This is a genomic window from Bradyrhizobium sp. GCM10028915 (assembly GCF_042666195.1).
Taxonomy (GTDB): Bacteria; Pseudomonadota; Alphaproteobacteria; order Rhizobiales; family Xanthobacteraceae; genus Bradyrhizobium; species Bradyrhizobium canariense_D.
This window is the reverse complement of the sequence record NZ_JBHTFN010000044.1, coordinates 1,109,063-1,135,936: the sequence shown is the minus strand read 5'-3', so window position 1 is coordinate 1,135,936 and position 26,874 is coordinate 1,109,063. Positions and strand designations below refer to the sequence as shown.

Sequence of the window (26,874 nt, the reverse complement as noted above, 5' to 3'; positions counted from 1 at the left end):
TGAGCAAAAGGATGCTAGATCAACTTTTCTCACTTGTCATCATTTTCGGCAACGAATGTTCAAAATTCGAGCAATTGACGAAATGATCGGGCGGCCGGCCGCGTAAGTGTATGACAAATATAAGAAATCTGTGGATGGGCCAGGGCTCGACTGCCTCAAATTCCGGAGGTCCCCTCCCTTGGGCCGGCCGGACCACAGTTTCCGGGGAATCTGCGCTGGACCAAGAAGGCGGCGGAACCGGGCTCGACTTGGCCATCCACCGGTGTTTAGTTAGTAGACGAACAAACGGTTCAGTGGATGCGCGCACGGCTGCAAAAATTCCTACCTCTGGTCCTGCTTGCCCTAGTGATGCAGGTGCTGGCGCCGATTGCCGCCTGTCTGGCGGCCGGCCGGGCCGTGGCCGATCCGCTGTCCGCCGCCGTCATCTGCCACAGCGCAGGCGAGCAAGGCGGGCTGAACGATCCGGCGGGTACGCCGGTCGCACATGCCGGTGCGTGTGCCCTCTGTTGCCTGGCGCAGGTAGGCGCGTCGCTCGATTCGCCGCCGCACGCCGCACTCTTCGTTCCCTTGCGCCACGCCCAGCGCGTGGTGTGGCGCGCGGCGGAGGCATTCGCCGGCGCGGCCCATAAGGGCACAAACGCCCAGGCGCGCGCCCCGCCTCAATTTTCCTGACGACTCTCGTGATCGCCGCGGTCCGCCGCAGGCGATTGATGCTGTCGAATGGCCGGAGAGAAAGCCCGGCGTCAGGAATGCCCCATGTTACGTTGTCATGCCCGCCGTGGCGTGAGCGTCGTTGCCATTCAGGCCGCGCTGCTTGCGTCGTCGAGCGGAGCCTTTGCCCAAGACAGCAGCGCAGTGCTGCCGCCGATCACCGTTGAGGCGCCTCAGCAGAAGCGTGCGTCGGCGGTCCGACCGCCACGCAATTCTGCGCGATCGGCGCGCGTCACGCGAAGCCTGCGAACGACCCCATCACCGCAGCAAACCGCGAGCGAACAGAGTACAGGGGCTCCGGGTGCCCTGACGGTTCTGACGGCGCAACAAGCGCTGGCAGAGATTAACCAGACGCCGGGCGGCGTGGCGCTCGTGTCGGCCGAGGCGTACAGGAACTCGACGCCGTCCAACACGATCAAGGATGTTCTGGATTACGTGCCCGGCGTGTACGCCCAGCCCAAATGGGGCGACGACACCCGCCTTTCGATTCGTGGGTCCGGCCTGTCGCGCAATTTTCATCTGCGCGGTGTGCAGCTCTATATGGACGGCATTCCGATCAACACTGCGGATGGCTATGGCGATTTCCAGGAGATCGATCCGAGCGCCTACAAATATGTTGAAGTCTTCAAGGGCGGCAACGCGCTTCAGTTCGGCGCCAATTCGCTGGGAGGCGCGATCAACTTCGTGACCCCGACCGGCCGCGACTCGTTTCCGAATGGTGTGTCCTTCGATGTCGGAGGATTCGGCTACAAACGACTTCAGGCGAACGCAGGAGGCGTCAACGGTCCGTGGGACGGCTTCGTGACCGCTTCCACGCAGGCCGCAGACGGATTTCGCGATCACAGCTTCGGCTCGAGCAACCGCTTGAGCGGTAATGTAGGCTATCAGTTCTCGCCGGATGTCGAGACACGGTTCTACCTCAATGCCAACGAGGTGCGGCAGCGAATTCCGGGTACCGTGACCAAGACGTCCGCTTTGACCGATCCGGAAGCTGCTGCACCCGCGAATGTTGCGATGGATCAGCAGCGCAATATCGATACTGTCAGGCTCGCCAACAAAACCACCGTTCGTTTCGATGACACCAAAGTCGAATTCGGCGCCTTTGGCGTCGATCGCCATTTGATGCATCCGATCTTCCAGTGGCTGGACTACCGTTACAAGGACTACGGCGGATTCGCGAAGATCACGGATGACCGCACCATTGGCGGCTTCCGCAACAAGTTGGTCGCAGGCGTCAATGTGCTGAACGGCAGCATTGACAACCAGCAGTTCGCCAACATTGTCGGGCAGAAGGGCGCACTGCTTTCTTCCTCGATCGATCGGTCGGAGAATATTTCCGCCTATGTCGAGGACAGCTTCTACGTCCTTCCAAATCTTGCGCTGATCGGCGGCACGCAATTTCTGTACGCGACCCGCAATCGGCAGGATCGCTTCATCAGCGACGGGGATCAATCGGGGGCAACGCGCTTTAATCTCTGGTCGCCGAAAGGCGGTGTGTTGTGGCAAATTGATCCGGCCTGGCAAGCCTTCGCCAATGTCTCGCGGAGTGCCGAGGTGCCGAGCTTCGGCGAAAGCGCGATTGGTCTCGGCATTCCGACGATCCCGTTCACCAGCATCCGCCCGCAGATTGCGACCACGTACGAAATCGGGACTCGCATGAAGCGATCTGATTATGCCTGGGAACTGACGGCCTACCGGGCCAACATTCGCGACGAATTGCAATGCCTCTATAGTACTTTCGGCAATTGCAATGTGACCAATGCCGACCGCACCTTTCATCAAGGCATCGAGGCCGGCGCGAGCGCAGCAATCCTTCGTGACATCTTCGTCAATGGCCCGGCGCCGGACAAGGTCTGGCTGAATGTCGCCTATTCCTTCAACGACTTCCGCTTCGACAAAGATCCGACCTTCGGAAACAATCGATTGCCGGGAGCTCCAACTCACTACCTGCGGGCGGAGCTTCTCTACAAGCACCCTTCCGGGTTCTATGTTGGACCCAACGTCGAATGGGTGCCACAGGCCTACTTCGTCGACAGCATGAACACGCTGACGACAGAGCCTTACGCCCTGTTGGGATTGAAAGCCGGCTTCGACAATGGTGGCCCGATGTCTGCCTACATCGAGGGGCGTAATCTCACCAACAAGACCTACACAGCCAGCGCGAGCATCATCGATCGAGCGACGGCGACGTCAGCATTGTTTGAGCCGGGCACGGGACGGGCAGTGTACGCTGGAATGAGGTATCGATGGTGACGTGCAAATGGGCGCTTGGGTCTATATTCGGCCCGCGGCAGGCCGGCATTCGAATGCCGATGCTGACGGTGGCGGAAGGTCGTCGTGGAAGAATGCAGGGCCATCCGTGGCCGGATCAATCGAGAAAGAGGCAATCAACATGAAGACTATCGGACGAGCTCTGCTTACAATTTCGCTATTGCTGACCGGCTATGCCGTCGCACGGGCCGACGACGTCAAGGCGGGCGATCTTGTCATCTCGCAACCGTGGAGCCGGGCGACGCCGGGCGGCGCCAAGGTCGCCGGCGGCTATCTCACCATCGAGAACAAGGGCACAGTGGCCGACAAGCTGGTCAGCGTTTCCGCGGATATCGCGGGGAAGGCCGAGGTTCACGAGATGGCGATGGAGAACGGCGTGATGAAGATGCGCCTGCTCGACAAGGGCCTGGTGATCGATCCCGGCAAGACGGTGAAGTTCGCCCCCGGCAGCTACCACCTGATGCTCCAGGAGCTGAAGGGCCCCTTCAAGCAGGGCGACAAGGTCCCCGTGACGCTTCAGTTCGAGAAGGCCGGCAAGGTCGTCGTCTCCCTCGATGTCCAGGGCGTCGGCGCCCAGGCGCCCGGCGATAGCGGACACATGATGAAGAAAATGCCGGATCATTCGGGAATGAAGATGTGATGAAACAGATCAAGCCTTCCATGACAATGCATCGAATCCTTGCGAGTTTGATCGCCGCGCTCGCAGCGTCGCCCGCGGCGGCGCATATCACGCTAGAGACCAAACAGGCGGCGGTCGGCTCCTACTACAAGGCCGTCTTCGCCGTGCCGCACGGCTGCAAGGGCTCGCCCACGGTGAAGATCCGGGTGCAGATTCCGGAAGGCGTGATCGCGGTGAAACCGATGCCGAAGGCGGGCTGGACCGTCGATATCGTCGAGGGCAAATACGCCAATGAGTACGACTACCACGGCAACAAGCTTTCCTCCGGCGTCAAGGAGGTGGCCTGGTCCGGCGGCAAGCTGCCGGACCACAATTACGATGAGTTCGTCATCAGCAGCTTCCTCACCACGAGCCTGAAGCCGAATACGACGCTGTATTTCCCCGTCGTCCAGGAATGCGAGACGGGCGTCAGCCGCTGGATCGAGATCCCCGCGGATGGGACCGGGCATTCGCACGAGGACAAGTCACCGGCGCCTGGCCTGAAACTCCTGCCAAAACCCTGATGCGCCTGCTCGCCGCGTTCGCGACGCTGCTCCTCTTTGTCGGTTTAGCGACCGGCGCCTCGGCGCACGCGGCGCTCGTCGCGGTCGAGCCGGCGAGCGGCAGCATGCTCGCGAGCGCGCCGAAGGCCGTGGAGCTGCACTTCAACGAGGCGGTCACGCCGGGCGCGATCCGGATGATCGACGGCGCGGGCAGGGCGCGGGATGATGTGCGCGTCAACGCATCGGGCGAGACCATCTCGGTCGCGATGCCGATGAACATGCCGCAGGGCACGGCGGTCGTCAGCTATCGCGTGATCTCGCAGGACGGCCATCCCGTCACGGGATCGGTGATCTTCTCTATCGGCATGCCGACGGGGACGCAACCTCCCGCAAACGCCGATCGCGGATTGAACGTGCTGATCTGGCTGGCGCGGGTCGGTCTCTATCTTGGCCTGTTCGTCGGCGTCGGCGGCGTTTTCTTTGCACGCTGGGCTGCGTGGTCGATGACCGGCATAACCATTCCGTGCGTGGCGCTTGCCATCGGCGTCCCGAGCGCGGTGGCGTCCCTTGGTGTGTTGGGGCTGGATCTCCTCGGGCTACCGTTGTCGGCTCTCGCGACGATGGCTCCCTGGAAAGTGGCATTCGGGACCAGCGCGGGCCCCGCCTTGCTCGTGGCCGTCGCTGCAATGCTGTTCGCATTGCTGGCGCTAGGCAGCGCGTGGTGCGCGCGCGCTCTGGCCATTATTGCCTTCGTCGGCGTCGGCTTGTCGCTGGCAATGACCGGGCACGCCGCTACGGCACCGCCCGAACTGTTGACCCGGCCGGCAATCTTTCTCCATGGTCTTGGTGTTGCCTTCTGGATTGGAGCCCTCGCACCGCTGGTCGCCCTGTTATCGAAGCGGCCCGCCGTGGCATTGCCTATCGTGAACCGCTTTTCTCGCCTCGCCGCGCCGGTCGTTGGTGTTCTCGCATTGACCGGCCTCGCGCTCGCCATCGTCCAGCTTGAGAATCCGTCTGCATTGGTCGAGACCCGCTACGGGCTCATCCTCTCGATCAAGCTCGCGCTGGTCCTCGTGCTGTTGGCGCTTGCCGCGCTCAACCGCTTCCGCCTGACCCCGGCGCTGGCGGGAGATCACAAGGCTGCGCCGGCCCTGAAGCGCTCGATCGTGATCGAATGCGCCATCGCGCTCGGCATCTTCGCCGTGGTCGCCGGCTGGCGCTTCACGCCGCCGCCGCGGACGATCGTTCCGGAGACCCCGCTGGCGATCCACATCCATACGGAGAGGGCGATGTTTCAGATCCTGGTCTCGCCGGGTAAGGCGGGTATCGACGATTTCGTCCTGCAGCTCATGACTGGCGAGGGGGCGGTGCTGGAGGCCAAGGAGGTGACGCTGACGCTGAGCCTGCCCGAACGCGGCATCGAGCCGATGGAGCGGAACGCCTCGCTCGGGCCGGACAGCTACTGGCACGTGCGCAAGGTCGAGCTGCCCTTTGCGGGCCGCTGGCATGTGCGGATCGACGCGCTGGTGAGCGATTTCGAGAAGATCACGCTGGAGGACGAGCTTGAGGTGGCGGCGCCCTGAATCGGGCTCTTCGGCACATCACGTCGAATCTGAAGTCGACGGAAAAATGACAGGAATTCCGCTGTGTTAGCGGGTTTTCCTCATTCCCGGTCTTGTGTTTTGGCTCCCAATCCGGTTTCACTGCAAGTCATCACTGATTCCTCGAGTATTGCCATGCGGTTGTCGCGGTTCTTTCTGCCCATTCTGAAGGAAAATCCGAAAGAGGCGGAGATCGTCTCGCATCGGCTGATGCTGCGTGCCGGCATGATCCGGCAGGAGGCCGCCGGCATCTATGCCTGGCTGCCGCTCGGCTTCCGCGTGCTCAAGAAGATCGAGCAGATCGTGCGCGAGGAGCAGGACCGCTCTGGCGCGCTGGAACTGTTGATGCCGACGCTGCAGCTTGCCGACCTCTGGCGCGAGAGCGGCCGCTACGATGCCTATGGCCCCGAGATGCTGCGCATCGCCGACCGGCACAAGCGTGAGCTGCTGTATGGCCCGACCAACGAGGAAATGATCACCGAGATCTTCCGCGCCTATGTGAAGTCCTACAAGAGCCTGCCGCTGAATCTCTATCATATTCAATGGAAATTCCGCGACGAGCAGCGTCCGCGCTTCGGCGTGATGCGCGGCCGCGAGTTCCTGATGAAGGACGCCTATTCATTCGACCTCAACGAGGCCGCGGCGCGCGTCGCCTACAACAAGATGTTCGTCGCGTATTTGCGCACCTTCGCGCGGATGGGGCTGAAGGCGATCCCGATGCGCGCCGAGACCGGCCCGATCGGCGGCGATCTCAGTCATGAGTTCATTGTGCTGGCCGAGACCGGCGAATCCGGCGTGTTCATCAATCGCGACGTGCTGGACCTGCCGGTGCCGGGCGAGGACGTCGACTATGAGAGCGATTTGACGCCGATCATCAAGCAATGGACGTCGGTCTATGCGGCGACGGAAGACGTTCACGACGCCGCGCGCTTCGAGCAGGAAGTGCCCGCGGACAAGCGGGTGAACACCCGCGGTATCGAGGTCGGGCAGATCTTCTATTTCGGCACGAAGTATTCCGAGGCGATGAAGGCGCTGGTGGCAGGCCCCGACGGTGTCGACGTGCCGATCCACGGCGGCTCCTACGGCGTCGGCGTCTCGCGCCTGCTCGGCGCCATTATCGAGGCCTGCCATGACGATGCCGGCATCAAATGGCCGGAGGCCGTTGCCCCGTTCCGCGTGTCGATTCTCAACCTCAAGCAGGGCGATGCCGCGGTCGATGCGGCCTGCGAGAAGCTCTATGCGGAGCTGTCCGCCAAGTGCGTCGACGTGCTCTACGACGACACCGACCAGCGCGCCGGAGCCAAATTCGCCGCCGCCGACCTGATCGGCATTCCGTGGCAGATCATGATCGGGCCGAAAGGGCTCGCCGACGGCAAGGTCGAGCTCAAGCGGCGAAGTGACGGCGCCCGCGAGATCATGTCGCCTGCGGACGCGGTCGCAAGACTTGTGGGCTGATAAGGCTGGTCGGCTGAATATTGTTCATCGCCCGAGATCGCGGCCGCCAATCCGGCCACATTTGACCCCGAATCATGGGACTATCGAGCGATGGATGAGACCATGACCGAAACTGTTCAAACCGCGCCTTTTGCGCCATTCGAGTGGATGCTGTCGGGGCGTTACCTACGGGCGCGCCGCAAGGAGGGCTTCATCTCGGTCATCGCTGGGTTCTCCTTCCTCGGCATCATGCTGGGCGTGGCGACACTGATTATCGTCATGGCCGTCATGAACGGCTTCCGCAAGGAGCTGCTCGACAAGATACTCGGGCTCAACGGCCACATCCTGGTCCAGCCGCTGGAATCGCCGCTGACCGACTGGAAGGACGTCGCCGACCGCCTCAGTCAGGTCCAAGGCATTCGGCTCGCCGCGCCCGTGGTGGACGGCCAGGCGCTGGCGTCATCGCCGTGGAACGCCTCCGGCGTCCTGGTGCGCGGCATCCGCTCCGACGACCTCAACAACCTCACCTCGATCGCCAAGAACATCAAGCAGGGCTCGCTCGAGGGTTTTGATGACGGGCAGGGGGTCGCGATCGGCCGGCGCCTCGCTGACCAGCTGTCGCTGCACGCCGGCGACAGCATCACGCTGGTCGCGCCAAAGGGCGCAGTCACGCCAATGGGCACGACACCGCGCATCAAGCCGTACAAGATCGCCGCGGTATTCGAGATCGGCATGTCCGAGTATGATCTCGGCTTCGTGTTCATGCCGCTCGCGGAGGCGCAGGCCTATTTCAACCGCAGCAACGACGTCACCTCGATCGAGGTCTTCACCACCAATCCGGATCAGATCGTCGCGTTCCGCCAGGCCGTGACGGAGGCGGCGGGCCGGCCGGTGTTTCTGGTGGACTGGCGGCAGCGCAACTCGACCTTCTTCAACGCGCTCCAGGTCGAACGCAACGTGATGTTCCTGATCCTCACCATGATCGTGCTGGTCGCCGCGCTCAACATCGTTTCCGGCCTGATCATGCTGGTGAAGGACAAGGGCAGCGACATCGCGATCCTGCGGACCATGGGGGCCTCGCAAGGCTCGATCATGCGCATCTTCCTGATCACGGGCGCCTCGATCGGCGTGGTCGGTACGATGGTCGGCTTCATCGTCGGGCTGGTGATCTGCCTGAACATCGAATCGATCAGGCAATTCCTGTCCTGGCTGACCAGCACCGAACTGTTTTCGCCAGAGCTATATTTCCTGTCGAAGCTGCCCGCCGAGATCGACATCGGCGAGACCTCGGCCGTCGTGATCATGGCGCTGACGCTGTCGTTCCTGGCGACGCTGTATCCGTCCTGGCGCGCCGCGCGCCTCGATCCCGTCGAAGCGCTGCGGTACGAGTGAGGGGCTGATGGAGCAGCAGGGGGCGGAAGATGTACCGGTCATTTATCTCCACGAGATAAAGCGGCAGTACTTGCAGGGCGAGGTGCCGCTGACGATCCTCGACGGCGCCAAGCTCGCGCTGTGGGCGGGGCAGTCCGTCGCGCTGGTGGCGCCGTCAGGCTCGGGCAAGTCGACGCTGCTGCACATCGCGGGTCTGTTGGAAGCGCCTGATTCCGGCGAGGTCTACGTCAATGGCGCGCCGACCTCGCAACTGCCCGACATCGAGCGCACCCAGCTTCGCCGCACCGACATCGGCTTTGTCTACCAGTCCCACCGGCTGTTGCCGGAGTTCTCGGCGCTGGAGAACGTCATGCTGCCGCAGATGATCCGCGGCCTCAAGAAATCCGAGAGCGTCAAGCGCGCCAAGGAGATCCTTGGCTATCTCGGCCTCGGCGAGCGCATCACGCACCGTCCGTCCGAGCTGTCGGGCGGCGAGCAGCAGCGCGTTGCAATCGCGCGCGCGGTGGCCAATGCTCCGCGGGTGCTGTTTGCGGACGAGCCGACCGGCAATCTCGATCCGCACACCGCTGACCACGTCTTCCAGGCCCTGATGCAGCTCGTCAAGGCGACCAAGGTCTCGATGCTGATCGCGACCCACAACATGGAGCTCGCCGGCCGGATGGACCGCCGCGTGTCGCTGTCGAACGGCCAGGTGGTCGAGCTCGAGTAAAAACCGCGAAAACAACCCCATGCACAGTAGCCAAGTGCTTGGGCGCACTGACGAAAAAAATGGTGCTCCCGGGAGGTTCAAGGCCGGATCACCGTCAATTTGAACGGCCCGCCATTGGCTGCGGCATGGGCTACCGCCTCATTGGCGTGGTCGAGGTCGAAGGCCGTGGCCTCGTACTCCTCCAGCCTCAGCAGTCCCGCGCGCACCAGCGCGATCAGGCGGCTTGCCGCATCCGGCGGATACATCCAGACGCCGTGGATGCTGATGCAGTTGCGCATGATCCAGGGGTAGGGCAGCTCGAGGCCAGCGCCGCCGGCCATGCCGACGCCACCCATCAGCACGACGCGGCCATTGGGGCGCACCGTCATGATCGCCGCGCGCACCACATTCGTGCTCACCGAGGGCGGCATGATGTCGAGCACGCAGTCGATCGGCCCGGGCGCCGCACGCTTCATGCTCTCGCGGTCGTGATCCTCGTTGCCGGAGAGTTTGACCGGCTTCACGCGATCGCCGAAACGGCGGACGAGGTCGGCCAAGATCTTGTCGTTGCGGCCGGGCGCGACCACGCAGGCCGCGCCCATCGCGAGCGCGACGGAGACGGCTGCGCTGCCGAAATTGCCGGTGGCCCCGCTCACCAGCACGGTCTCGCCGGGCTGAAGGCTGGCGGCGAGAAAGCCGCCATAGGGCACCAGCAGCGTCCCCAGCGCGCACCATCGCGTGGCGTCCTCCGACGCGATCGTGCCAAGCCGTTTGACGTTCTCCGTCGGCACCCGCATCTGCTCGGCGAACGAGCCATGGCGAAAATGCTGTTGCAGGCGCATGGCGCCGGCACCGGGGGCAGTGAGTCCTTGCAGGGCAATGTCGGGCGCTGCGGCGTCGTCGCGCGAGCGCACCGTCGGGTCGCAGAACACCCAGTCGCCAACGCTGAGCTTGGTTGCGTCCGGGCCGATGGCGCGCACCCGGCCGATGCCGCCTGGCCCCGGGATGATCGGCAGGTCGAAGGCATAGTTGCGTGCCCCGCTGAAGACCTCGTTCATGTAGGACAGCACCCGCGTTGCGATGACGTCCACGATGACCTCGCCCGTGCCGAGCACAGGGTCCGCGGCTTCCTCAATCGCAAGCGGCGATCCAAATGATTTCAATACGGCAGCTTTCATGATCTCACCTCAAAGTGGGTTGAAGCCCATATGCGCCGCCTTTCCAGGCCAAGGAAGGCCTGGTATTATCCTAGTATTCCCCAAGCCCTCCATCGAGGCACGTCACCATGGCCGACCCACGCCGCGTCGAATTCGGCGACTTCCTCAGGTCCCGCCGCGAAAAGCTGTCGCCGAAGACGGTCGGGCTTCCCGCGGGCCGGCGGCGTCGCACGGCGGGCCTGCGCCGCGAAGAGGTGGCGCAGCTCGCCGGCATCGGCGTCGACTGGTACATCCGCCTCGAGCAGGGCCGCACCGTCAGCCCCTCGGTCACCACCGTGGATGCGCTGGCGCGAGCGTTGCGCCTCAGCAAGACCGAGCACGCCCATCTCAAGGCACTTGCGCGCGACGGCGATAGGCGCGCGTTCACGCGCGAGATCGTGCCGCCCCCCGTTCGGCGGATGATCGAGAGCCTGGCGCAGCCGGCCTATGTCACGGGGCGGCGCTGGGACGTGCTGGCCTGGAACGCGGCGGCCGAGGAGATCTTCGGGTTCGGACAATTGCCCGAGCAGGACCGCAACACGCTGCTGCTGGTCATGACGAACAAGCAGACGCGAAAATTCTACGGTGCCGGCTGGGCTGACATCGCCAAGAGCATGGTCGCGATGTTTCGCGCCACTCACGACGTCTGGGCCGGCGATCCCGCCTTTACGGAATTGCTGACGCGGCTGCGCCAGGGCAGTCCGGAATTCGTCAAATGGTGGGAGGCGCACGAGATCCGCAGCACTGCCGCGGGCCTCAAGATCATGAACCATCCGACCAAGGGCGTGCTCCGGTTCGAGCACACGAGCTTTCAGGCCAATGACGATCCGGCGCTGAAGCTCGTGATCTACACGCCGGTGTAGATTGCGGAAACATGGGGTCGAAGCTCGTCACGTATGACGGTCGATGATCTGAAGGAGCCGATCGCAGGACGCCTCGATCCTCTTGTGGGGAGATGTGGCGACGCCCAGCAACAGGCCGGATCGCGCCGAGGCCGCGGACGCATGCCATAGCGACAGGGGCGTGGGCGCCAACCCAAACGATGCTGCTTCCCTCGCGATCGCGACGTCGGAGGTTCCGTCCGGCAGTCTCAGGACCGCGGCCAATCCGGCGATCGCAACGTCCTTCGCAACGTCCTTGGCGCGTGCCTTCAAATATTTCAGCAGCGCATCGCCTTGCGCGGCATAGGCCCGCTTCGTGCGTCGAAGATGCCGCAGATAGTGGCCGTCGCGGATGAATTCGGCGGTTGCGAGCTGTACGGAGGACCCGGGCGCCGGAGCGAGGCATGCCGCTACCTCGGCAAAACGGGATGCCAGAGAGGCGGGTGCAACGACGAAGCCCAGCCGCAAGGCAGGAGTCAGGGTCTTGCTGAACGACCCGATGTGAATCACGCGCCCGAAACGATCGAGAGAGGCGAGCGCCGGTGTGGCCCGCCCTCTCAGCTGAAGCTCGCTCAGATAGTCGTCCTCGATCACCCACACCCCTTCCTGGGCTGCCCAGTCGAGAAGACATGAACGTCTTGCCAGCGACAAGGTGGAGCCAAGCGGTGCCTGCTGTCCTGGCGTCACGACCACCAACGCAGCATCAGGAGCGTGTTTCAGGCCGTAACGGACGTCAATGCCGTCTACATCAACCGGGATCGGCCTGATCGACAACCTTGCAAGCTCAAGGCCGTGTCTTGTGAAGGGGAAGCCCGGGTCCTCCATCCAGACCTTCTTCTGCTCGAGGCCGAGAACCCGCAGTGCCAGTCCGAGGCCGCTGCTGAAGCCGCCGGTGATGATGATCTGCGACGGTGCACATTCGATCCCCCGCGCCAGCGCGAGATATGCCGCAATGTCGCGCCTCAATTCCAGCTCGCCGCGGGGATCCCGATAAATGGCCGGTGCGCTGGTTTCCGCGCGCACCGCCCGCGTGCGCATCCTCGAGAAGAGCTTGGCGGGAAAGGTCTCGTGAGCGGGCACACCCATTTGGAAAACGGCCGGTCCCGCAGTGAGCTCCTGGTACATCTCCATGAACGAGCCGGGGTGGGGAGCGGCTTCCTGCCGAGGGGTAAAGGCGGGTCGATCCGCAACACGCGTTCCGGTCGCGCGCGACGCGACGATCAGTTGCGCAGAGGAAAGTTTTTCGTAGGCCGATCGCACGGTGCCGCGCGCCACGCCCAGCTGAGCCGCCAAATCCTGCCATGAGGGCAGACGAGCTCCCGGAGCCAGCACGCCGCTCTCGATGGCAGCTCCGATACCTCTGCGGATTTGTTCCGCCAATGGCGTCTTCGCAGATCGATCGAGCTCCAGCTGCAGCGGTTTGACCATGCCCCCGTGGTACACGATTTTCGTCCATTCTTGGTGCTTTTTTGTAGACCAGGGCGGGGCCATTTATCGGGCAGGGAAGTACATGGCGGAAGTACATGGCGACAGCCGCCGAACAGAACCGATCATGGAGTATGAAAATGGCTAAGCGTCTCGACTACGACCGCATTGCACCCGCAGGCATGAAAGCGCTCGGCGGCGTTTACGGCTATGTCATGCAGAGCAATCTTCCTGCAACGCTCGTCACTCTGGTTTATCTGCGCATTTCGCAGATCAACAATTGCGCCTACTGCCTCGACATGCACACGCGCGATCTGCTGAAGAGCGGACAGAAGATCGAAAAGATCGCGCTGGTGCAGGCCTGGGCGGAAGGCGGTCATCTCTTCGACGAGCGGGAGCGTGCCGCCCTCGCATGGGCTGAAACGGTGACCCGTGTGGCCGACACCGGCATCCCGGATCAAGCTTACGAGGCTGCCCGCGCCGTCTTCGAGGAGCGCGAGCTCGTCGATCTCACCATCGCGATCGGCCTGATGAATGCGTACAATCGCATGGCAATCAGCTTCCGAAATACGCCACAGGCCGCGAAAGAGATGGCAGCCTGACCCCGGTGCCGGACGGCAAGAGGGTAAACACATGCCATCGACTGCGACGGCATGTCCTGAGATATCGGCGATTCAAGGCAGGAGCTTGAAATGACCATCGCAATTTCCGGCGTGAAGATTCCCGACAGCAAGATCGCACGGGAGGCCGCCGAGCTGGTGCGCCAGTACGAAAACGACATGTTGTTCAACCACTCGGTCCGCGTCTTTGTGTTCGGCGCGATCAAGGGACATCGGCAAAATCTGAAATTCGATTCCGAGCTGCTCTACATCGCGGCGCTGTTCCACGATCTCGGGCTTGTCGACCATTACCATACACAGACCAAGCGATTTGAAGTTGATGGCGCCGATGCCGCCCGCGAATTTCTGAGGGGGCACGGCATCGACGAGCCAAAAGCCGATCTGGTTTGGGAGGCGATCGCGTTACATACGACGCCCGGAATTCCACAATACATGCGGCCGGAAATCGCTCTCACGAATGCGGGTGTGTTGGTCGACGTCGTGGGGATTGGCTATGACGAGTACTCGCCAGAGCAGCGCGACCAGGTGACCACCGCATTTCCGCGCGGTGATTTCAAGAACGAATTCCTTCAGGTACAAACCTGCTCGGCCTTGAAGAAGCCGCAGACCACGTTCGGGACTGTCAATTTCGATTACATCGAAGATCACGACCCCACATTTCACAAGCCGAACGCATGCACGCGCATCCGCAACACTCCCTGGCGGAGCTGACCTTCGGCGCGATGTTCGAGTTTCGCCACGTTGACTCATGGCGACGGTGCGGCCGGGGGCGTTACGCTGGCGTTCGGCTGCTGAATGGCCGGCCACGGGCTCTTCGGAGCCGGCGTCGCCACCGCGCATGACGCCGCAAGCTGCGGCCACACTGACGTCAGGCCCGTCAAGTCGATGTCGAATTTCGTGATGTCCGCCTTGTCGTCGGGTAACAGCGTGGTTTCGCGGACATGGAGGGAGCGGGACGCCAGTATCGCCTTGAGCATGTCCGGATCGATGCTGCCGCGCCAGACTTCGTATTTTCCGGCCCGCAACACAGACCCTCCGGCCGCGTTGTCCGGAGCGGCGTCCGCCGTCACCAGGATGGTGGTCTTGGCGATGGCCGTCTCGTCGATCTCGCGCGCGAATGTCAACGGCACGCGCTTTCCGCTTTCGCAGGACAGACGCCATTCCATAGGCCGGAACGACGCGCCGTTCTCCTTCAGCATCGCGATCTTGCGGACGAAGGGGCGCGCTTCCTTTTCCAGTTTCCACGCCGTTTCGGCAAGCGAACGCGTGTCGATGCCGAAACGATAGAGCTCGGCGCGCGTCAGCAGGTGCAGGTTTTCGAACTTCACCGTCCGGATCAGATCGTCTAGCTCGCGGCTGATCCCCATCGCCGCGATGAACGCAGCGCGATCGCGATCGGCCCTGGCCATCCGGCGCTGCCTGTATTCCGCGACCGCCGCCGGAGGCGGATGCCCGTGAAAGGCAAGGACCAGCCTGGAATTATGGACCGCCAGCGCGGCGTCGGGGGCGACCTCGCGCGATGTCGCTCCGAGAAACAGGTAGCCGCAGGCCGAGTTGCACATCGCATGGTAAGTGGTGAGTTCGGCTTCCACCTCGCCGCCGGTATTTTTTATTTTCAGGCACGCGGCGTCCACCTGCGTGCCCGCGGCGCACGCCGTCGCGATGGTCCGGCCAACCCGAGCGATCGCCTTGCGGCTGCGCAACAACCGCCCGATGACATAGGACTGCTCCACGTTTCCGCCCGGTGAATAGAGGTAGATCGGACGCTGCGTGTCCTTGACGCCGGCAAGGAAGCGGCGAATGCGCGGCGCAGCGTCCTGGTCGATATCGCCCTCGATGGCGATCCAGCGGTCGCAGCCCGGTCCGCAGGCGTCTGGTGGTCCCTTGGCAAGATAGATCGTCAGCCTGGATGCAAATCCAGTCATCTCGGCCGGCGTCCCTTCGGCGTGCAATGCGCCACGAATCAGCGAGGCCAGGACAAGCAGACTACGGGCGAGCATGAAACGACGTGACCACGCGCAGTGAAAAGCAGAGATCGATGTTACACGATGATCCGCGCAGCCACAACTTGCGGTGGCGCATCCGCACGGGTCTGTCCGCGACGACTGGATTGGCAATCTGGCGGCGATGTGGGAGCAGGCAGAACAGCATCTCCCAAGGGGACGGTGACGACAGGAACCTAAATGCCATCATGCGGTTATCGCGCAGACAATTTGCGCGACCCGGCTGCATCACTCAGAAAGTCAGGCGGGCTACCTGTGGTCGAAGCGAACAGCAGCGGGACGATCAAGCAGTAGCTCCTCGTGGAGCTAGGAACGTGGCAGGGGAAGACCAATGACGACAGCGACCGGGATCCGCTCGGCCGATCGCAATTCCGTCCTAGCCACACTCGGCGACTTCATCCGAGAGATCAGCAATCCCGACGATCTCGCCTATGCTGCGGCGGAACTGCTCGGCCGCAGCCTGAACGTCAGCCGGGCGGGCTATGGCACGGTCGACACCTCAGCCGAGACCATCACCATTGTCCGCGACTGGAACGCACCGGGCATCCTGAGCCTCGCAGGCGTGCTGCGCTTCCGCGACTATGGCAGCTACATCGAAGATCTCAAGCGGGGCGAGACCGTCATCTGTGCCGATGCTGAAAAAGACCCTCGCGTCGGCGATCGTGCCGAGGCTCTCGAGGCGATCTCTGCGCGTGCGCTCGTCAACATGCCGATCTCGGAGGCCGATGGGGTCGTGGCGCTGCTGTATTTGAACAATGCCGGGCCGCGCGAATGGAGCCCCGAAGAGCTGGAGCTCATTCGCGATGTTGCCGAGCGTACGCGCACGGCCGTCGAGCGCCGGCGTGCGGAGACGGCTGTGCGGGAGAACGAAGCCCGGCTGCTTTTCCTGGACGCACTCAACAAGGAGACGGCCAGGACCCGCGATGCCGACGGCGTGATGGCGGTGACGACCAGGATGCTTGGCGAGCATCTCGAGGTATCGAGCTGTGCCTATGCCGATATGGATCCCGACCAGGACGGCTTCACCATACGCGGGGATTGGGCGGCGCCGGGCGCGGTGCATATCCTTGGTCACTACAGCCTGGCTGACTTCGGGAAGAAGGCGGTGCGAGAGCTCGGCGCCGGCAGGCCCCTGATCATCAATGACAATTTGAAGGAGCTTGCGCCTGAGGAAGCCGCCACTTTCCAGAACATCGGGATCGGTTCGACGATTTGCATGCCCTTGGTCAAAGAAGGGCAACTCACCGCCTTGATGGCGATCCATCACCGGGGCCCGCACCAGTGGACGCCGCGCGAACTCGCCTTGCTCACCGAAGTGACCGAGCGATCGTGGGCCCACATCGAGCGCGTCCGATCGGAACAGGCGGCGCGGGAGGCCGCCGAACGACTGACGCTTGCAAACAAGGCGGCTGGTATCGGCACCTGGGACTACGACCCGGTCAACAACGTCCTTCGATGGGATAGCCGCTGCAAGGAGGTGTTCGGTTTATCGTCGGACGCTGAAGTCAGCTATGAAGGGGCGTTCCTGAAGGGCCTTCATCCCGAGGACAGGCAGCGCGCCCACGAGGCCGTCTCCGCGGCGCTGACGCCGCACGCGCCGGCAAACTACAACATGGAATACCGGACCATTGGCATCCAGGATGGGGTCGAACGCTGGATCGCCGCGACCGGTCAAGCCATCTTTGCCAACGGCCAAGCTGTTCGGTTCATCGGAACGGTTCTGGATATCACCGCGCAAAAGAAAACCGAGCGTCATCTCAGAATACTCAATGATACCGGGGCCTCGGTCTCTCGCGAACGCGACCTCGACAAGATCGTCCAGATCGTGACGGATGCCGGCGTCGGACTCACCGGTGCTCAATTCGGCGCCTTTTTCTACAACGTTCTGGCGCCGGATGGCGGCAGCTACATGCTGTATTCGCTGTCTGGTGCGCCGCGATCCGCGTTTGAAAACTTTCCGATGCCGCGTAACACAGCCGTCTTTGGCCCGACCTTCGAGGGCTCCGGTGTGGTGAGGTCCGACGATATCCTGCGGGACCCCCGCTATGGCAAGAACGCGCCGCGGAAAGGCATGCCCGAGGGCCATCTTCCGGTCCGATCCTACCTGGCGGTCCCTGTGATCTCGCGCACCGGCGAAGTTTTCGGCGGACTTTTCTTCGGTCACGCCGAGACGGGTAAATTCCAAGCCGAGCATGAGTCCGCGTTGCTTGGTATTGCGGGCCATGCCGCCACCGCTATCGACAACGCCCAGCTCTTGACCCGGCTCGAGGCGCTCAACGCCGGATTGGAGCAACGTGTTGCCGACGAAATTGCCGAGCGCATGAAGGCCGAAGAGCAATTGCGGCAATCCCAGAAGATGGAAGCCGTCGGGCAGTTGACCGGCGGCATTGCCCACGACTTCAACAATATGCTGGCCGTGATTCTCGGCAGCCTGAATCTTGCCAAGCGGCGGCTCGGCAGGGGAGAGGTCAGCATAGACCGCTTCATCGAGGGCGCCATCGACGGTGCAAATCGCGCAGCCACGTTGACGCAGAGGCTGCTCGCGTTCTCGCGCCAACAGCCGCTCGCGCCTGAGGTCGTGGACATCAACAAGATGGTCGGCGGGATGAGCGAGTTGCTCGAGCGCTCGCTGGGCGAGCTGATCCGCCTCGAGACGGTGCTGGCGGCTGGCCTCTGGCGGGTCAAGGCAGACCCGGCCCAGCTGGAAAGCGCGATGATCAACCTCGCGGTCAATGCGCGCGATGCCATGCCGAAGGGCGGCAGGCTGACAGTAGAAACCAGCAACGTCTCGATAGACCGAAAATATGCTCGCGAGTATGCACTCGCACCCGGGCAGTACGTTCTCGTGGCCGTGACGGACAACGGCACGGGAATTCCGGCCGACGTGCTGGGCAAGGTGTTCGATCCGTTTTTCACGACCAAGGTCGTGGGCAGGGGCACCGGTCTCGGCCTCAGTCAGGTCTACGGTTTCGTGCGGCAGTCGGGCGGCCATGTCAAAATTTACTCGGAAGTCGATGTTGGCACGACCGTGAAGATCTACCTTCCACGCTTCGCCGGCGAGGAGGCGGGCTCAGCTCTGTCGCAGGAAGAAATACCCGCCGGTGCAAGCCATCAGAACGAAACCATTCTCGTCGTGGAAGACGACGAGCGCGTCCGCAACATTTCGTCCGAAAGCCTGCGCGAACTTGGCTACAACGTCATCGAGGCAGCCAGCGCCAAAGAGGCGATCAGGACGATCGAAAATGGTTTCGTTCCAGATCTGCTGTTCACGGATGTCGTCATGCCCGACATGACCGGCGCCGAGCTGGCGGCCGAGCTGTCGAAACGATACCCGGCGCTGAAAGTGCTGTTCACCACCGGCTACACGCGCAATGCAATCGTTCACAATGGCGTGCTCGATGCCGGCAAGCATCTGCTTCCCAAGCCCTTCGCTATCGAAGACCTGGCTGCCAAAGTCCGCACCTTGCTCGACGAGATCTGAACGCGTTTTGGAAACGATCTCTTCCGTTTGCAAGCTGCCTTCACAAGGGCTATGTCCCGGCTTTCGGAAGAGCATGACATGACAATCTCGGATGACAACGACCTCGCGCGCCTGAAGGAGATCGGGCGCATTGTCGCCAATACCCTGGAGGCAATGGGAAAGGCGCTCGAGCCGGGCATGTCCACCTCCGAGCTCGACCAGATCGGGCGAACGCTGCTGGAGGCCGCCGGTGCACGTTCGGCTCCGGAGCTGGCCTACGACTTTCCGGGCGCAACCTGCATCAGCGTGAACGAGGAGATCGCTCATGGCATCCCCGGCGATCGGCGGATCGCGCGCGGGGACCTCGTGAACATCGACGTGTCAGCCGAGAAGAACGGCTTCTTTGCGGATACGGGAGCCTCATTCGCCGTTCCACCCGCAACCCGCGCGGTCGAACGTCTTTGCAGGGACGGCCGGCGGGCGATGTGGACGGGCCTGCAGCAGGTCGGAGCCGGCAAACCGATTGCCGGTATCGGTCAGGCCATCGGGACCTTTGCGCGGAAGAACGGTTACAGCCTGGTCAGGAACCTTGCCAGTCACGGCGTCGGCCTGTCGCTCCACGAGGAGCCGACGGAGATCGCAACGTGGCCCGACGGCTCCGAACGCCGCATCATGAGCGAAGGCCTCGTGTTCACCGTCGAGCCGTTCCTGTCCCTTGGCGCGGAATGGGCAGAGGATGGCGATGATCCATGGACGCTCTACAGCAGCCCCGAGGCGCCGACCGTTCAATACGAGCACACCGTGATCGCCACGCGAAGCGGACCGTTGATCGTTACGATGGCTGGTTAAGGAGGCTCCTCAAGCCACCGGATCTCGGGCAGCATCCGAACGGGTTCGATCATCCAGAGCCAGCGGCGGCGCCGGTCTCGCCGACCAGATTGCCGAGCGTGGCGTCGGAAGCTCAACGCAAGGCGGGCCGCATATCGAAGTCCCGATTTAATTGACGCGCCGCGAGTGGCGAGGGGGCTTCTTCTGCGCAAAATACGGGTTCGCCACGCACGTCGCTGACCGACCGAGGGCTAAAAATCTGCACTGCTCGAGAGAGGTGTAGCGGCAATCGAAATAGCCGACGGGACCGTAGATCTGCATGCAGACCGGATAGCTCGGATCGTAGGTCTGCGCGTGCGCAGGCGCGCCGGCGAGCAGCAGGCCGATCGCGAGGAGCGCGAAGCGAGCGCGACGCATCTCAGCGCGGCAAATAGTAACCGGGCGAATAACCCGGCACCTGCGCGCGCGGCCTGTTCTGATACGCGTAGGGATCGTCGCTCTGGCCTGCGAAATACGGGTTCGCGATGCAGGTGAGCGCGCGGCCCGACGAACTCGCCTGGCACTGCGCGTAAGTGTCGAACGTGCAATTGCTCAGCCCCGGCCATTCATCGCCGGTGAGGCAGAAGGCATGGTGAGTCCCGAACGCGCGCGCAGGCACGCTTGCGCTAAGCGTGAAACCAAATGTGGCGAGGGCGAGCGAAAATGTGGCGACAATGGGGAGAGCAATTCGTCTGCGCATTCGATTCTCCAATCACGCGAACGTGCGCGCGACGTTGTTACGCGCGCATGCTGCGTATGTCGTGTAGTCGACAATGGAACTCATGAAAACTCTTGTTTCAAAGGGTTTCCCGCGCGCGCTGGTAAATCTTCATTAATGAAGCGCGATCCTTTGGCGCGAACTGTGGCGTCGAGGTTACAGCAATTCTGTCGAGCGCTGCTATGACGACGCTACGGCCCGGGGGCCTAACGACGAAACTGGAACGGGAATCAAATGAACAAGAATCTGTTGCTTGCTGCTGTGAGCCTTGTCGCGCTCGGCGCGACCGCACCGGCGGTGGCTGCTGACCTCGCTGCGCGGCCTTACACCAAGGCGCCGGCGATGGTCGCCGCGATCTACGACTGGAGCGGCTTCTACATCGGCGTCAACGGCGGCGGCGGTTCCGCCCATTCGACTTGGGATCTCGTCGGCGGTGGCCGCGAGGGTTCGCACGATGCGACCGGCGGCACGGTCGGCGGCCAGATCGGCTACCGCATGCAGTCGGGCCAGTGGGTGTTCGGCATCGAAGGTCAGGGCAACTGGGCTGACTTCTCGGGCGACAACGTCAGCGCGCTGTTCGCGACGCGCAACCGCTCCAAGATCGACTCGTTCGGTCTGATCACCGGTCAGATCGGCTACGCCTGGAACAACGTCCTCGTTTACGCCAAGGGCGGTGCGGCTGTCGCCGGCAGCAAGTATGAAGTCTCGACCCTTGGCGGCGCGCTGCTGTCCTCGAACGATCAGACCCGTTGGGGTGGCACGATCGGTGCCGGCCTCGAGTACGGTTTCGCCCCGAACTGGTCGGTTGGCGTCGAGTACAACCACATCTTCCTGCAGGACAAGAACGTCACGTTCGCAGGCCTGGTTGGCACCGATCGCATCCGCCAGGACGTCGACATGGGCCTCGTTCGCTTGAACTACAAGTTCGGCGGCCCGAGCCTCGGCCGTTACTGAGTAAAAGACTGCTATCGATCGCTCGACTTCGAGCGGTTGGCGAAAGCCCCGGCCATCGGCCGGGGCTTTTTTGTTGCTTAAATTCAGCGGGTTAACCATTCTGTTTGGAGATGGTCGAGATGGCTTGACTCCTGAGAACGAAATGAGAACAATGTTCTTCATACGTTCTCACCATGGAGTAAGCCATGTTCAGGATTTTCGTTGAAGAGGCCGCCGCGTTGGCGTCGATCGCGCTGTTTGTCGGGATGATTGCGATCTGGGCCCAGGTGCTCCCGCAGCTCTAGGCGCGGGCCTAGGTTGGGGAAAAGCAGGACGACGCGGCCGATCGGCCGCTCCGGCGTGGACTCTGGCACCATGACGCCCCACCATTATGAGGCGAGTCGGCCGGGCGAGTGCAGGATGCCTCCGGTGCCGGTGACCGCTCCATCTCATCTGCAAGAGGCCGTCACGCGACCATGCCGAGCGCCGGATTTGTCCACCTTCACGTTCACTCGGCCTATTCGCTGCTCAAGGGCTCGATCAAGATCGCCAAGCTCGCCGAGCTAGCGAAGAAAGACCATCAGCCGGCGCTGGCGTTGACCGACACCGACAACATGTTCGGTGCGCTGGAGTTCTCCGACAAGATGGCGGGCTCCGGTATCCAGCCGATCGTGGGCTGCGAGATCGCGATCGAGTTCGGGGACCAGGATCCCAATGCGCGCAACGTGCTGCTGCCCTCGCGCGTGGTGCTGCTGGCCGCGCAGGAGCGCGGCTATCGCAGCCTGATGCGGCTGAACTCGCGCGCGTTCCTGGAGACGCCCGACACTCATGCTCCCCACATCAAGTTCGACTGGCTCGAAGGCGAGACCGAAGGTCTGATCGCGCTGACGGGCGGTCCGGACGGACCGATCTCGCTGGCGCTTGCCGGCGGTTATACCGAGCTCGCGGCGGCGCGCTGCGAGCGTCTGGCCAGCCTGTTCGGAGACCGTCTCTACATCGAATTGCAGCGCCACAACATCGAGAAGGAGCGGCGGGTCGAAAGCAGCCTGATTGACATCGCCTACACCAAGGGCCTGCCGCTGGTTGCGACCAACGAGCCGTATTTCGCCACGACCGACGATTATGAAGCCCATGACGCGCTGCTCTGCATCGCCGGCGGGCGGCTGATCGCGGAGACCGAGCGCGAGCAGCTCACGCCCGATCACCGCTTCAAGACCCGCGCCGAGATGGCGGTGCTGTTCGCCGACATTCCGGAGGCGCTGGCCTCGACGGTGGAGATCGCCGAGCGCTGCTCGTTCCGGCCGATGACGCGCAAGCCGATCCTGCCGTTCTTCACGGTCGGCGCTGCCGCAAGCTCCGATGCCGCCGCAGTCGAGGCGGCCGAATTGAAGCGGCAGGCGGAGGAGGGGCTCGCCAACCGCCTGCGCGTGCACGGCCTCTCGCAAGGCACGACGGAAGAAGATTACAACGCGCGGCTTGCGTTCGAGCTCGACGTCATCATGCGCATGAAATACGCGGGCTACTTTCTGATCGTCTCCGACTTCATCAAATGGGCAAAGGGCCAGGGCATCCCGGTCGGGCCGGGCCGCGGCTCCGGCGCAGGCTCGCTGGTGGCGTGGGCGCTGACCATCACCGACCTCGACCCGATCAAGTTCGGCCTGCTGTTCGAGCGCTTCCTTAATCCGGAACGCGTCTCGATGCCGGACTTCGACATCGACTTCTGCCAGGATCGCCGCGGCGAGGTGATCAGGTACGTCCAGGAGCGCTACGGTCGCGACCAGGTCGCGCAGATCATCACCTTCGGGACGCTGCAGGCGCGCGGCGTGCTGCGCGACGTCGGCCGCGTGCTGCAGATGCCCTATGGCCAGGTCGACAAGCTCACAAAACTCGTGCCGCAGAATCCGGCCGCGCCGGTGACGCTGGCCGCCGCGATCGAGAGCGAGCCAAAACTCCAGGCGTTCCGCGACGAGGATCCGGTGGTGGCGCGCGCCTTCGACATCGCGCAGCGCCTCGAAGGCCTGACCCGTCACGCCTCGACGCACGCGGCCGGCATCGTGATCGGCGATCGCCCGCTGAGCGAACTCGTGCCGATGTATCGCGATCCCAAATCCGACATGCCGGTGACCCAGTTCAACATGAAATGGGTCGAGCCCGCGGGCCTCGTGAAGTTCGACTTCCTCGGCCTGAAAACGCTGACCGTACTCGACGTCGCGTGCAAACTGCTCAAGCCGCGCAACATCCACGTCGATCTCGCGACGCTGCCGATCGACGATGCCGAAAGCTACCAGATGCTGGCGCGCGGCGAGGTGGTCGGCGTGTTCCAGGTTGAAAGCCAGGGCATGCGGCGCGCGCTGGTCGACATGCGCCCCGACCGTTTCGAGGACATCATCGCGCTGGTCGCGCTCTATCGACCGGGTCCGATGGCGAACATCCCGACCTATTGCGCGCGCAAGCACGGCGACGAGGAGCCGGAATATCTCCACCCCGTGCTGGAGCCGATTCTCAAGGAGACCTTCGGCGTCATCATCTACCAGGAACAGGTGATGCAGATCGCGCAGGTGATGTCGGGCTATTCGCTTGGCGACGCCGACCTGCTGCGCCGCGCCATGGGCAAGAAGATCCGCGCCGAGATGGAGAAGCAGCGCGAGATCTTCGTCGCAGGCGCAGTGAAGAACGGCGTGCCGAAGGAGCAGGCCGATACCATCTTCGAGCTGCTGGCGAAATTCGCCGACTACGGCTTCAACAAGAGCCACGCGGCGGCCTATGCGCTGGTGTCCTACCACACCGCCTACATGAAGGCGCATTACCCGGTGGAGTTCATCGCCGCGTCGATGACGCTTGATCTCAACAATACCGACAAGCTGTCCGAATTCCGCGCCGAGGCGCAGCGCCTCGGCATCAAGGTCGAACCGCCCAACGTCAACCGTTCCGGCGCGACTTTCGAAGTCGGCGACAAGACCATCTACTACGCGCTCGCGGCGCTGAAGGGCGTCGGTATTGCGGCCGTCGAGCAGATCGTCGCGGAGCGGACCAAAAACGGCTTGTTCACCTCGCTCGCCGACTTTGCCGCGCGGGTGTCGCCGCGCGCGATCAACAAGCGCATCATCGAAAGCCTCGCCGCCGCGGGCGCCTTCGACACGCTGGAGCCGAACAGGGCGCGGGTCTTCGCCGGCGCCGACTCGATTCTCGCCGCATGCCAGCGGGCGAACGAAGCTGCAACCATCGGCCAGAACGACATGTTCGGCAGCTCGGCCGACGCGCCGACCATCATGCTGCCGCAGATCGAGCCCTGGTTGCCGGCCGAGCGGCTGCGCCGCGAATATGACGCGATCGGCTTCTTCCTGTCGGGACATCCGCTCGACGATTACGCCACCGTGCTGAAGCGGCTGCGCGTGCAGTCCTGGGCCGAGTTCTCCCGCGCGGTGAAGACCGGCGCCACCGCCGGCAAGGTCGCGGCCACCGTGGTGTCGCGCATGGAGCGGCGGACCAAGACCGGCAACAAGATGGGCATCATGGGGCTCTCTGATCCCACGGGTCACTTTGAGGCGGTGCTGTTCTCCGAAGGCCTCGCGCAATATCGCGACGTCCTGGAACCGGGCGCCGCGGTGCTGCTCCAGCTCGGCGCCGAGCTCCAGGGCGAGGACGTCCGCGCGCGCGTGCTGCACGCCGAGCCGCTGGACGAGGCCGCGGCCAAGACGCAGAAGGGCCTGCGCATCTTCGTGCGCGACACCAAGCCGCTGGAATCGATCGCCAAGCGTCTCGCCGGCCCCGACATGGCGAACGGCGCCGCGCCGAAGGTCGGCAGTCCGGGCATCGCGCCCCGCTCCAACGGCGACGGCGAGGTCTCGCTGGTCATGATGCTCGACCTCGAAACCGAGGTCGAGATGAAGCTGCCCGGCCGCTTCAAGGTCTCGCCGCAGATCGCCGGCGCCATCAAGGCGGTCGCCGGTGTGGTGGACGTGCAGCAGCTCTAGCAACGCGCACGGTGTTGCAGGCGGCTGTATGTCTTGCGCGGGACATGCGGCGGCCCTGTTGCAACCTTTCGCTGTTTTCGGTTAGCATGCACTCGGGGAAAATTTGGGGGCGTGATGCTATTGCGTGGGCTGGTATTGCTCGTGGCTGCGGCACTGCTGTGCGGCTGTGAGACGGCGAGGAGCGGGCTTGGATATTCGGAGACGGTACGAAAGCTGGGTCCGCCGAAAGCCGGGCAGGCCCGCGTCGTCGTGTTTCGCGAGAAGGGCTTCGGCGGCATCGGCGATCCGGACTGGGAATTTTCCCTCGACGGTACGCCGATCAAGGGTCTGAAGACCGGGACATATGTCTATGTCGATCGCCCGGCAGGCCAGCACCAGTTCGTAGCAGAGGAGGCGGCGCTCGGCGTCACGCGCGTGGACTTTTCGGCTCAGTCCGGCCAGACCGTGTTCTTCGTAGCGCGCTTCAGTCAGCGCAAGAGCGCCATGATCGCGAATGCGAGCACGGGGGTGCTGGGCTGGGGTCTCACGCTTGCGATGACGTCCGGCTATAAAAATCAGGGACCGCTGGATTTCCTGCCCTTGGATGAACCGGCCGCCAGGACGACGATCGCAGAGCTTCGGTTGGCAGAATAGCCTCCGCGCGAAATTCGAGCTCCGCCCGCACCGTCATTTGTGGTGTCGTCACAGCGTTGCGGCTATGATCGCCGTGAGGCCGTTCGTCCATCGCGCCGGGAGGGAACGTGACATGTGCGACAAGTGCAATGAATCCCCACATGAGAGGATCGCGCCGTCGCGACGATCCGCGATGTTGTTGGGTGCCTCGGCGCTCGGCCTCGCCCTGACCGGCAGAGCCTTCGCCAAAGAGACCAAGGCGCCGCCCAAGCCGCAGAACGTGCTGTCGCCCGACGCATCATTGAAGCGCCTGACGGAAGGCAATGCCCGCTATGTCGACGGCGTGTCGCGGCGGCACGATTTCAAGCACGAGCGCGAGGCGTTGGTCGGCGGACAGAATCCGTTCGCGGCCGTACTGAGCTGTGCCGATTCGCGCATCGCGCCGGAATATGCCTTCGACACTGGCCGCGGCGATCTGTTCGTTTGCCGCGTCGCCGGAAATTTTGCCGGCACCGAAACCATCGCCAGCATGGAATACGCGGTGGCCGTGCTGAATGCGCCGCTGATCCTCGTGCTCGGCCATGACGCTTGCGGCGCGGTCGATGCGACGCTGAAGGCGATCAAGGACAACAAGCCGCCGCCGGGCCATATTCCATCGCTGGTCGATGCGATCACGCCTGCAGCGAAGGCTGCGATGCAGCAGGGTGGGGACGTCCTCGACAAGGCGATCCGGCAGAACGTCATCGACAACGTCGCGAAGCTGAAGTCGGCAGCGCCGATCCTCAATGCGGCCGTGGAGCAGGGCAAGCTGAAGGTCGTCGGCGGCATCTATCGGCTCACGACGGGAACGGTCGACCTGATCGCGCAGGTCTGACGAGACGAACCGGCTCGCGCCGGTTCGTTGTCGCGAGGCTGACGCAGGCGCCC

22 protein-coding genes are annotated in these 26,874 nt (G+C 63.3%); 17 read left to right on the top strand and 5 right to left on the bottom strand.

All coding sequences use genetic code 11. From position 1 onward, the window contains the following. Positions 1–297 precede the first annotated feature (297 nt). From ACFQX9_RS25620 to ACFQX9_RS25585, 8 genes are all read left to right on the top strand, one after another. The gene (locus tag ACFQX9_RS25620) at positions 298–672 is read left to right on the top strand and encodes a DUF2946 family protein (protein WP_085353311.1); all 375 of its coding nucleotides are present in this window, start codon (positions 298–300) and stop codon (positions 670–672) included. A gap of 84 nt (positions 673–756) precedes the next feature. Further along, positions 757–2,964: a TonB-dependent receptor family protein gene (locus ACFQX9_RS25615; RefSeq protein ID WP_377791008.1), complete on the top strand. Its 2,208-nt coding sequence runs from the start codon at positions 757–759 to the stop codon at positions 2,962–2,964. A 139-nt stretch (positions 2,965–3,103) separates the two neighbouring features. Continuing rightward, the gene (locus ACFQX9_RS25610; protein ID WP_085384803.1) at positions 3,104–3,622 is read left to right on the top strand and encodes a copper chaperone PCu(A)C; all 519 of its coding nucleotides are present in this window, start codon (positions 3,104–3,106) and stop codon (positions 3,620–3,622) included. 26 nt (positions 3,623–3,648) lie between these two features. Further along, a complete protein-coding gene (locus ACFQX9_RS25605) occupies positions 3,649–4,164 on the top strand; it encodes a YcnI family protein (protein ID WP_231190891.1) in 516 nt (171 codons plus the stop codon). After that, entirely contained in the window at positions 4,164–5,726 is a 1,563-nt protein-coding gene (locus tag ACFQX9_RS25600; RefSeq protein ID WP_377791007.1) for a copper resistance CopC/CopD family protein, read from the top strand. Before ACFQX9_RS25605 ends, ACFQX9_RS25600 begins: the two co-directional genes overlap by 1 nt. 153 nt (positions 5,727–5,879) lie before the next feature. Beyond that, positions 5,880–7,199, top strand: a complete 1,320-nt coding sequence (gene proS / locus ACFQX9_RS25595) for a proline--tRNA ligase (RefSeq protein WP_085394834.1) — start codon at positions 5,880–5,882, stop codon at positions 7,197–7,199. A gap of 90 nt (positions 7,200–7,289) precedes the next feature. Then, the gene (locus tag ACFQX9_RS25590) at positions 7,290–8,570 is read left to right on the top strand and encodes a lipoprotein-releasing ABC transporter permease subunit (protein WP_018455057.1); all 1,281 of its coding nucleotides are present in this window, start codon (positions 7,290–7,292) and stop codon (positions 8,568–8,570) included. Between the two features lie 7 nt (positions 8,571–8,577). Continuing rightward, a complete protein-coding gene (locus ACFQX9_RS25585) occupies positions 8,578–9,279 on the top strand; it encodes an ABC transporter ATP-binding protein (RefSeq protein WP_018455056.1) in 702 nt (233 codons plus the stop codon). 77 nt (positions 9,280–9,356) lie between these two features. Here ACFQX9_RS25585 and ACFQX9_RS25580 read toward each other — a convergent pair whose 3' ends face one another. After that, positions 9,357–10,436, bottom strand: coding sequence for a zinc-binding dehydrogenase (locus ACFQX9_RS25580; RefSeq protein WP_377791006.1), 1,080 nt, complete (start codon positions 10,434–10,436; stop codon positions 9,357–9,359). Positions 10,437–10,543: 107 nt separating this feature from the next. On the opposite strand from ACFQX9_RS25580, the gene ACFQX9_RS25575 reads away from it, so the two are divergent. Then, on the top strand, positions 10,544–11,317 hold the full coding sequence (locus tag ACFQX9_RS25575) for a helix-turn-helix transcriptional regulator (RefSeq protein ID WP_018455054.1): 774 nt from the start codon (positions 10,544–10,546) through the stop codon (positions 11,315–11,317). A 27-nt stretch (positions 11,318–11,344) separates the two neighbouring features. Here the strand turns inward: ACFQX9_RS25575 and ACFQX9_RS25570 are convergent, their stop codons facing one another. After that, the gene (locus tag ACFQX9_RS25570) at positions 11,345–12,763 is read right to left on the bottom strand and encodes a PLP-dependent aminotransferase family protein (protein ID WP_377791005.1); all 1,419 of its coding nucleotides are present in this window, start codon (positions 12,761–12,763) and stop codon (positions 11,345–11,347) included. Between the two features lie 137 nt (positions 12,764–12,900). Here ACFQX9_RS25570 and ACFQX9_RS25565 point away from each other — a divergent pair, with 137 nt between their 5' ends. Together ACFQX9_RS25565 and ACFQX9_RS25560 are read left to right on the top strand one after the other, a co-directional pair. Further along, on the top strand, positions 12,901–13,362 hold the full coding sequence (locus ACFQX9_RS25565; RefSeq protein WP_085353296.1) for a carboxymuconolactone decarboxylase family protein: 462 nt from the start codon (positions 12,901–12,903) through the stop codon (positions 13,360–13,362). Between the two features lie 90 nt (positions 13,363–13,452). Next, positions 13,453–14,091, top strand: a complete 639-nt coding sequence (locus tag ACFQX9_RS25560) for an HD domain-containing protein (protein ID WP_085353295.1) — start codon at positions 13,453–13,455, stop codon at positions 14,089–14,091. A gap of 35 nt (positions 14,092–14,126) precedes the next feature. Here ACFQX9_RS25560 and ACFQX9_RS25555 read toward each other — a convergent pair whose 3' ends face one another. Then, positions 14,127–15,113 (bottom strand): hypothetical protein, encoded by a 987-nt coding sequence (locus ACFQX9_RS25555; RefSeq protein ID WP_247395001.1) that lies wholly within the window; start codon positions 15,111–15,113, stop codon positions 14,127–14,129. 601 nt (positions 15,114–15,714) lie between these two features. Between ACFQX9_RS25555 and ACFQX9_RS25550 the strand changes: the two genes are divergently transcribed. Then, entirely contained in the window at positions 15,715–18,864 is a 3,150-nt protein-coding gene (locus ACFQX9_RS25550; protein WP_377791004.1) for a GAF domain-containing protein, read from the top strand. 78 nt (positions 18,865–18,942) lie between these two features. Next, the gene (gene map, locus ACFQX9_RS25545; protein WP_377791003.1) at positions 18,943–19,692 is read left to right on the top strand and encodes a type I methionyl aminopeptidase; all 750 of its coding nucleotides are present in this window, start codon (positions 18,943–18,945) and stop codon (positions 19,690–19,692) included. Positions 19,693–19,839: 147 nt separating this feature from the next. On the opposite strand, the gene ACFQX9_RS25540 is transcribed toward map, so the two are convergent. Together ACFQX9_RS25540 and ACFQX9_RS25535 are read right to left on the bottom strand one after the other, a co-directional pair. After that, entirely contained in the window at positions 19,840–20,088 is a 249-nt protein-coding gene (locus tag ACFQX9_RS25540; RefSeq protein ID WP_018455048.1) for a DUF3551 domain-containing protein, read from the bottom strand. A 1-nt stretch (position 20,089) separates the two neighbouring features. Continuing rightward, positions 20,090–20,410, bottom strand: a complete 321-nt coding sequence (locus ACFQX9_RS25535; protein ID WP_018455047.1) for a DUF3551 domain-containing protein — start codon at positions 20,408–20,410, stop codon at positions 20,090–20,092. 252 nt (positions 20,411–20,662) lie between these two features. On the opposite strand from ACFQX9_RS25535, the gene ACFQX9_RS25530 reads away from it, so the two are divergent. From ACFQX9_RS25530 to ACFQX9_RS25515, 4 genes are all read left to right on the top strand, one after another. Further along, on the top strand, positions 20,663–21,382 hold the full coding sequence (locus ACFQX9_RS25530; RefSeq protein ID WP_085353290.1) for an outer membrane protein: 720 nt from the start codon (positions 20,663–20,665) through the stop codon (positions 21,380–21,382). A gap of 455 nt (positions 21,383–21,837) precedes the next feature. Next, the gene (dnaE, locus tag ACFQX9_RS25525) at positions 21,838–25,335 is read left to right on the top strand and encodes a DNA polymerase III subunit alpha (protein WP_377791001.1); all 3,498 of its coding nucleotides are present in this window, start codon (positions 21,838–21,840) and stop codon (positions 25,333–25,335) included. Positions 25,336–25,449: 114 nt separating this feature from the next. Further along, the gene (locus ACFQX9_RS25520; protein WP_027518200.1) at positions 25,450–25,968 is read left to right on the top strand and encodes a hypothetical protein; all 519 of its coding nucleotides are present in this window, start codon (positions 25,450–25,452) and stop codon (positions 25,966–25,968) included. Positions 25,969–26,080: 112 nt separating this feature from the next. Beyond that, the gene (locus tag ACFQX9_RS25515; protein WP_085353578.1) at positions 26,081–26,821 is read left to right on the top strand and encodes a carbonic anhydrase; all 741 of its coding nucleotides are present in this window, start codon (positions 26,081–26,083) and stop codon (positions 26,819–26,821) included. Positions 26,822–26,874: the final 53 nt, after the last annotated feature.

Excerpts from the sequence above, each read along its gene's own strand:
- ACFQX9_RS25620 (WP_085353311.1), top strand. The coding sequence starts at position 298 with ATGCGCGCACGGCTGCAAAAATTCCTACCTCTGGTCCTGCTTGCCCTA.
- ACFQX9_RS25615 (WP_377791008.1), top strand. The coding sequence starts at position 757 with ATGTTACGTTGTCATGCCCGCCGTGGCGTGAGCGTCGTTGCCATTCAG.
- ACFQX9_RS25610 (WP_085384803.1), top strand. The coding sequence starts at position 3,104 with ATGAAGACTATCGGACGAGCTCTGCTTACAATTTCGCTATTGCTGACC.
- ACFQX9_RS25605 (WP_231190891.1), top strand. The coding sequence starts at position 3,649 with ATGCATCGAATCCTTGCGAGTTTGATCGCCGCGCTCGCAGCGTCGCCC.
- ACFQX9_RS25600 (WP_377791007.1), top strand. The coding sequence starts at position 4,164 with ATGCGCCTGCTCGCCGCGTTCGCGACGCTGCTCCTCTTTGTCGGTTTA.
- proS (WP_085394834.1), top strand. The coding sequence starts at position 5,880 with ATGCGGTTGTCGCGGTTCTTTCTGCCCATTCTGAAGGAAAATCCGAAA.
- ACFQX9_RS25590 (WP_018455057.1), top strand. The coding sequence starts at position 7,290 with ATGGATGAGACCATGACCGAAACTGTTCAAACCGCGCCTTTTGCGCCA.
- ACFQX9_RS25585 (WP_018455056.1), top strand. The coding sequence starts at position 8,578 with ATGGAGCAGCAGGGGGCGGAAGATGTACCGGTCATTTATCTCCACGAG.
- ACFQX9_RS25580 (WP_377791006.1), bottom strand. The coding sequence starts at position 10,436 with ATGAAAGCTGCCGTATTGAAATCATTTGGATCGCCGCTTGCGATTGAG.
- ACFQX9_RS25575 (WP_018455054.1), top strand. The coding sequence starts at position 10,544 with ATGGCCGACCCACGCCGCGTCGAATTCGGCGACTTCCTCAGGTCCCGC.
- ACFQX9_RS25570 (WP_377791005.1), bottom strand. The coding sequence starts at position 12,763 with ATGGTCAAACCGCTGCAGCTGGAGCTCGATCGATCTGCGAAGACGCCA.
- ACFQX9_RS25565 (WP_085353296.1), top strand. The coding sequence starts at position 12,901 with ATGGCTAAGCGTCTCGACTACGACCGCATTGCACCCGCAGGCATGAAA.
- ACFQX9_RS25560 (WP_085353295.1), top strand. The coding sequence starts at position 13,453 with ATGACCATCGCAATTTCCGGCGTGAAGATTCCCGACAGCAAGATCGCA.
- ACFQX9_RS25550 (WP_377791004.1), top strand. The coding sequence starts at position 15,715 with ATGACGACAGCGACCGGGATCCGCTCGGCCGATCGCAATTCCGTCCTA.
- map (WP_377791003.1), top strand. The coding sequence starts at position 18,943 with ATGACAATCTCGGATGACAACGACCTCGCGCGCCTGAAGGAGATCGGG.
- ACFQX9_RS25540 (WP_018455048.1), bottom strand. The coding sequence starts at position 20,088 with ATGCGTCGCGCTCGCTTCGCGCTCCTCGCGATCGGCCTGCTGCTCGCC.
- ACFQX9_RS25535 (WP_018455047.1), bottom strand. The coding sequence starts at position 20,410 with ATGCGCAGACGAATTGCTCTCCCCATTGTCGCCACATTTTCGCTCGCC.
- ACFQX9_RS25530 (WP_085353290.1), top strand. The coding sequence starts at position 20,663 with ATGAACAAGAATCTGTTGCTTGCTGCTGTGAGCCTTGTCGCGCTCGGC.
- dnaE (WP_377791001.1), top strand. The coding sequence starts at position 21,838 with ATGCCGAGCGCCGGATTTGTCCACCTTCACGTTCACTCGGCCTATTCG.
- ACFQX9_RS25520 (WP_027518200.1), top strand. The coding sequence starts at position 25,450 with ATGCTATTGCGTGGGCTGGTATTGCTCGTGGCTGCGGCACTGCTGTGC.
- ACFQX9_RS25515 (WP_085353578.1), top strand. The coding sequence starts at position 26,081 with ATGTGCGACAAGTGCAATGAATCCCCACATGAGAGGATCGCGCCGTCG.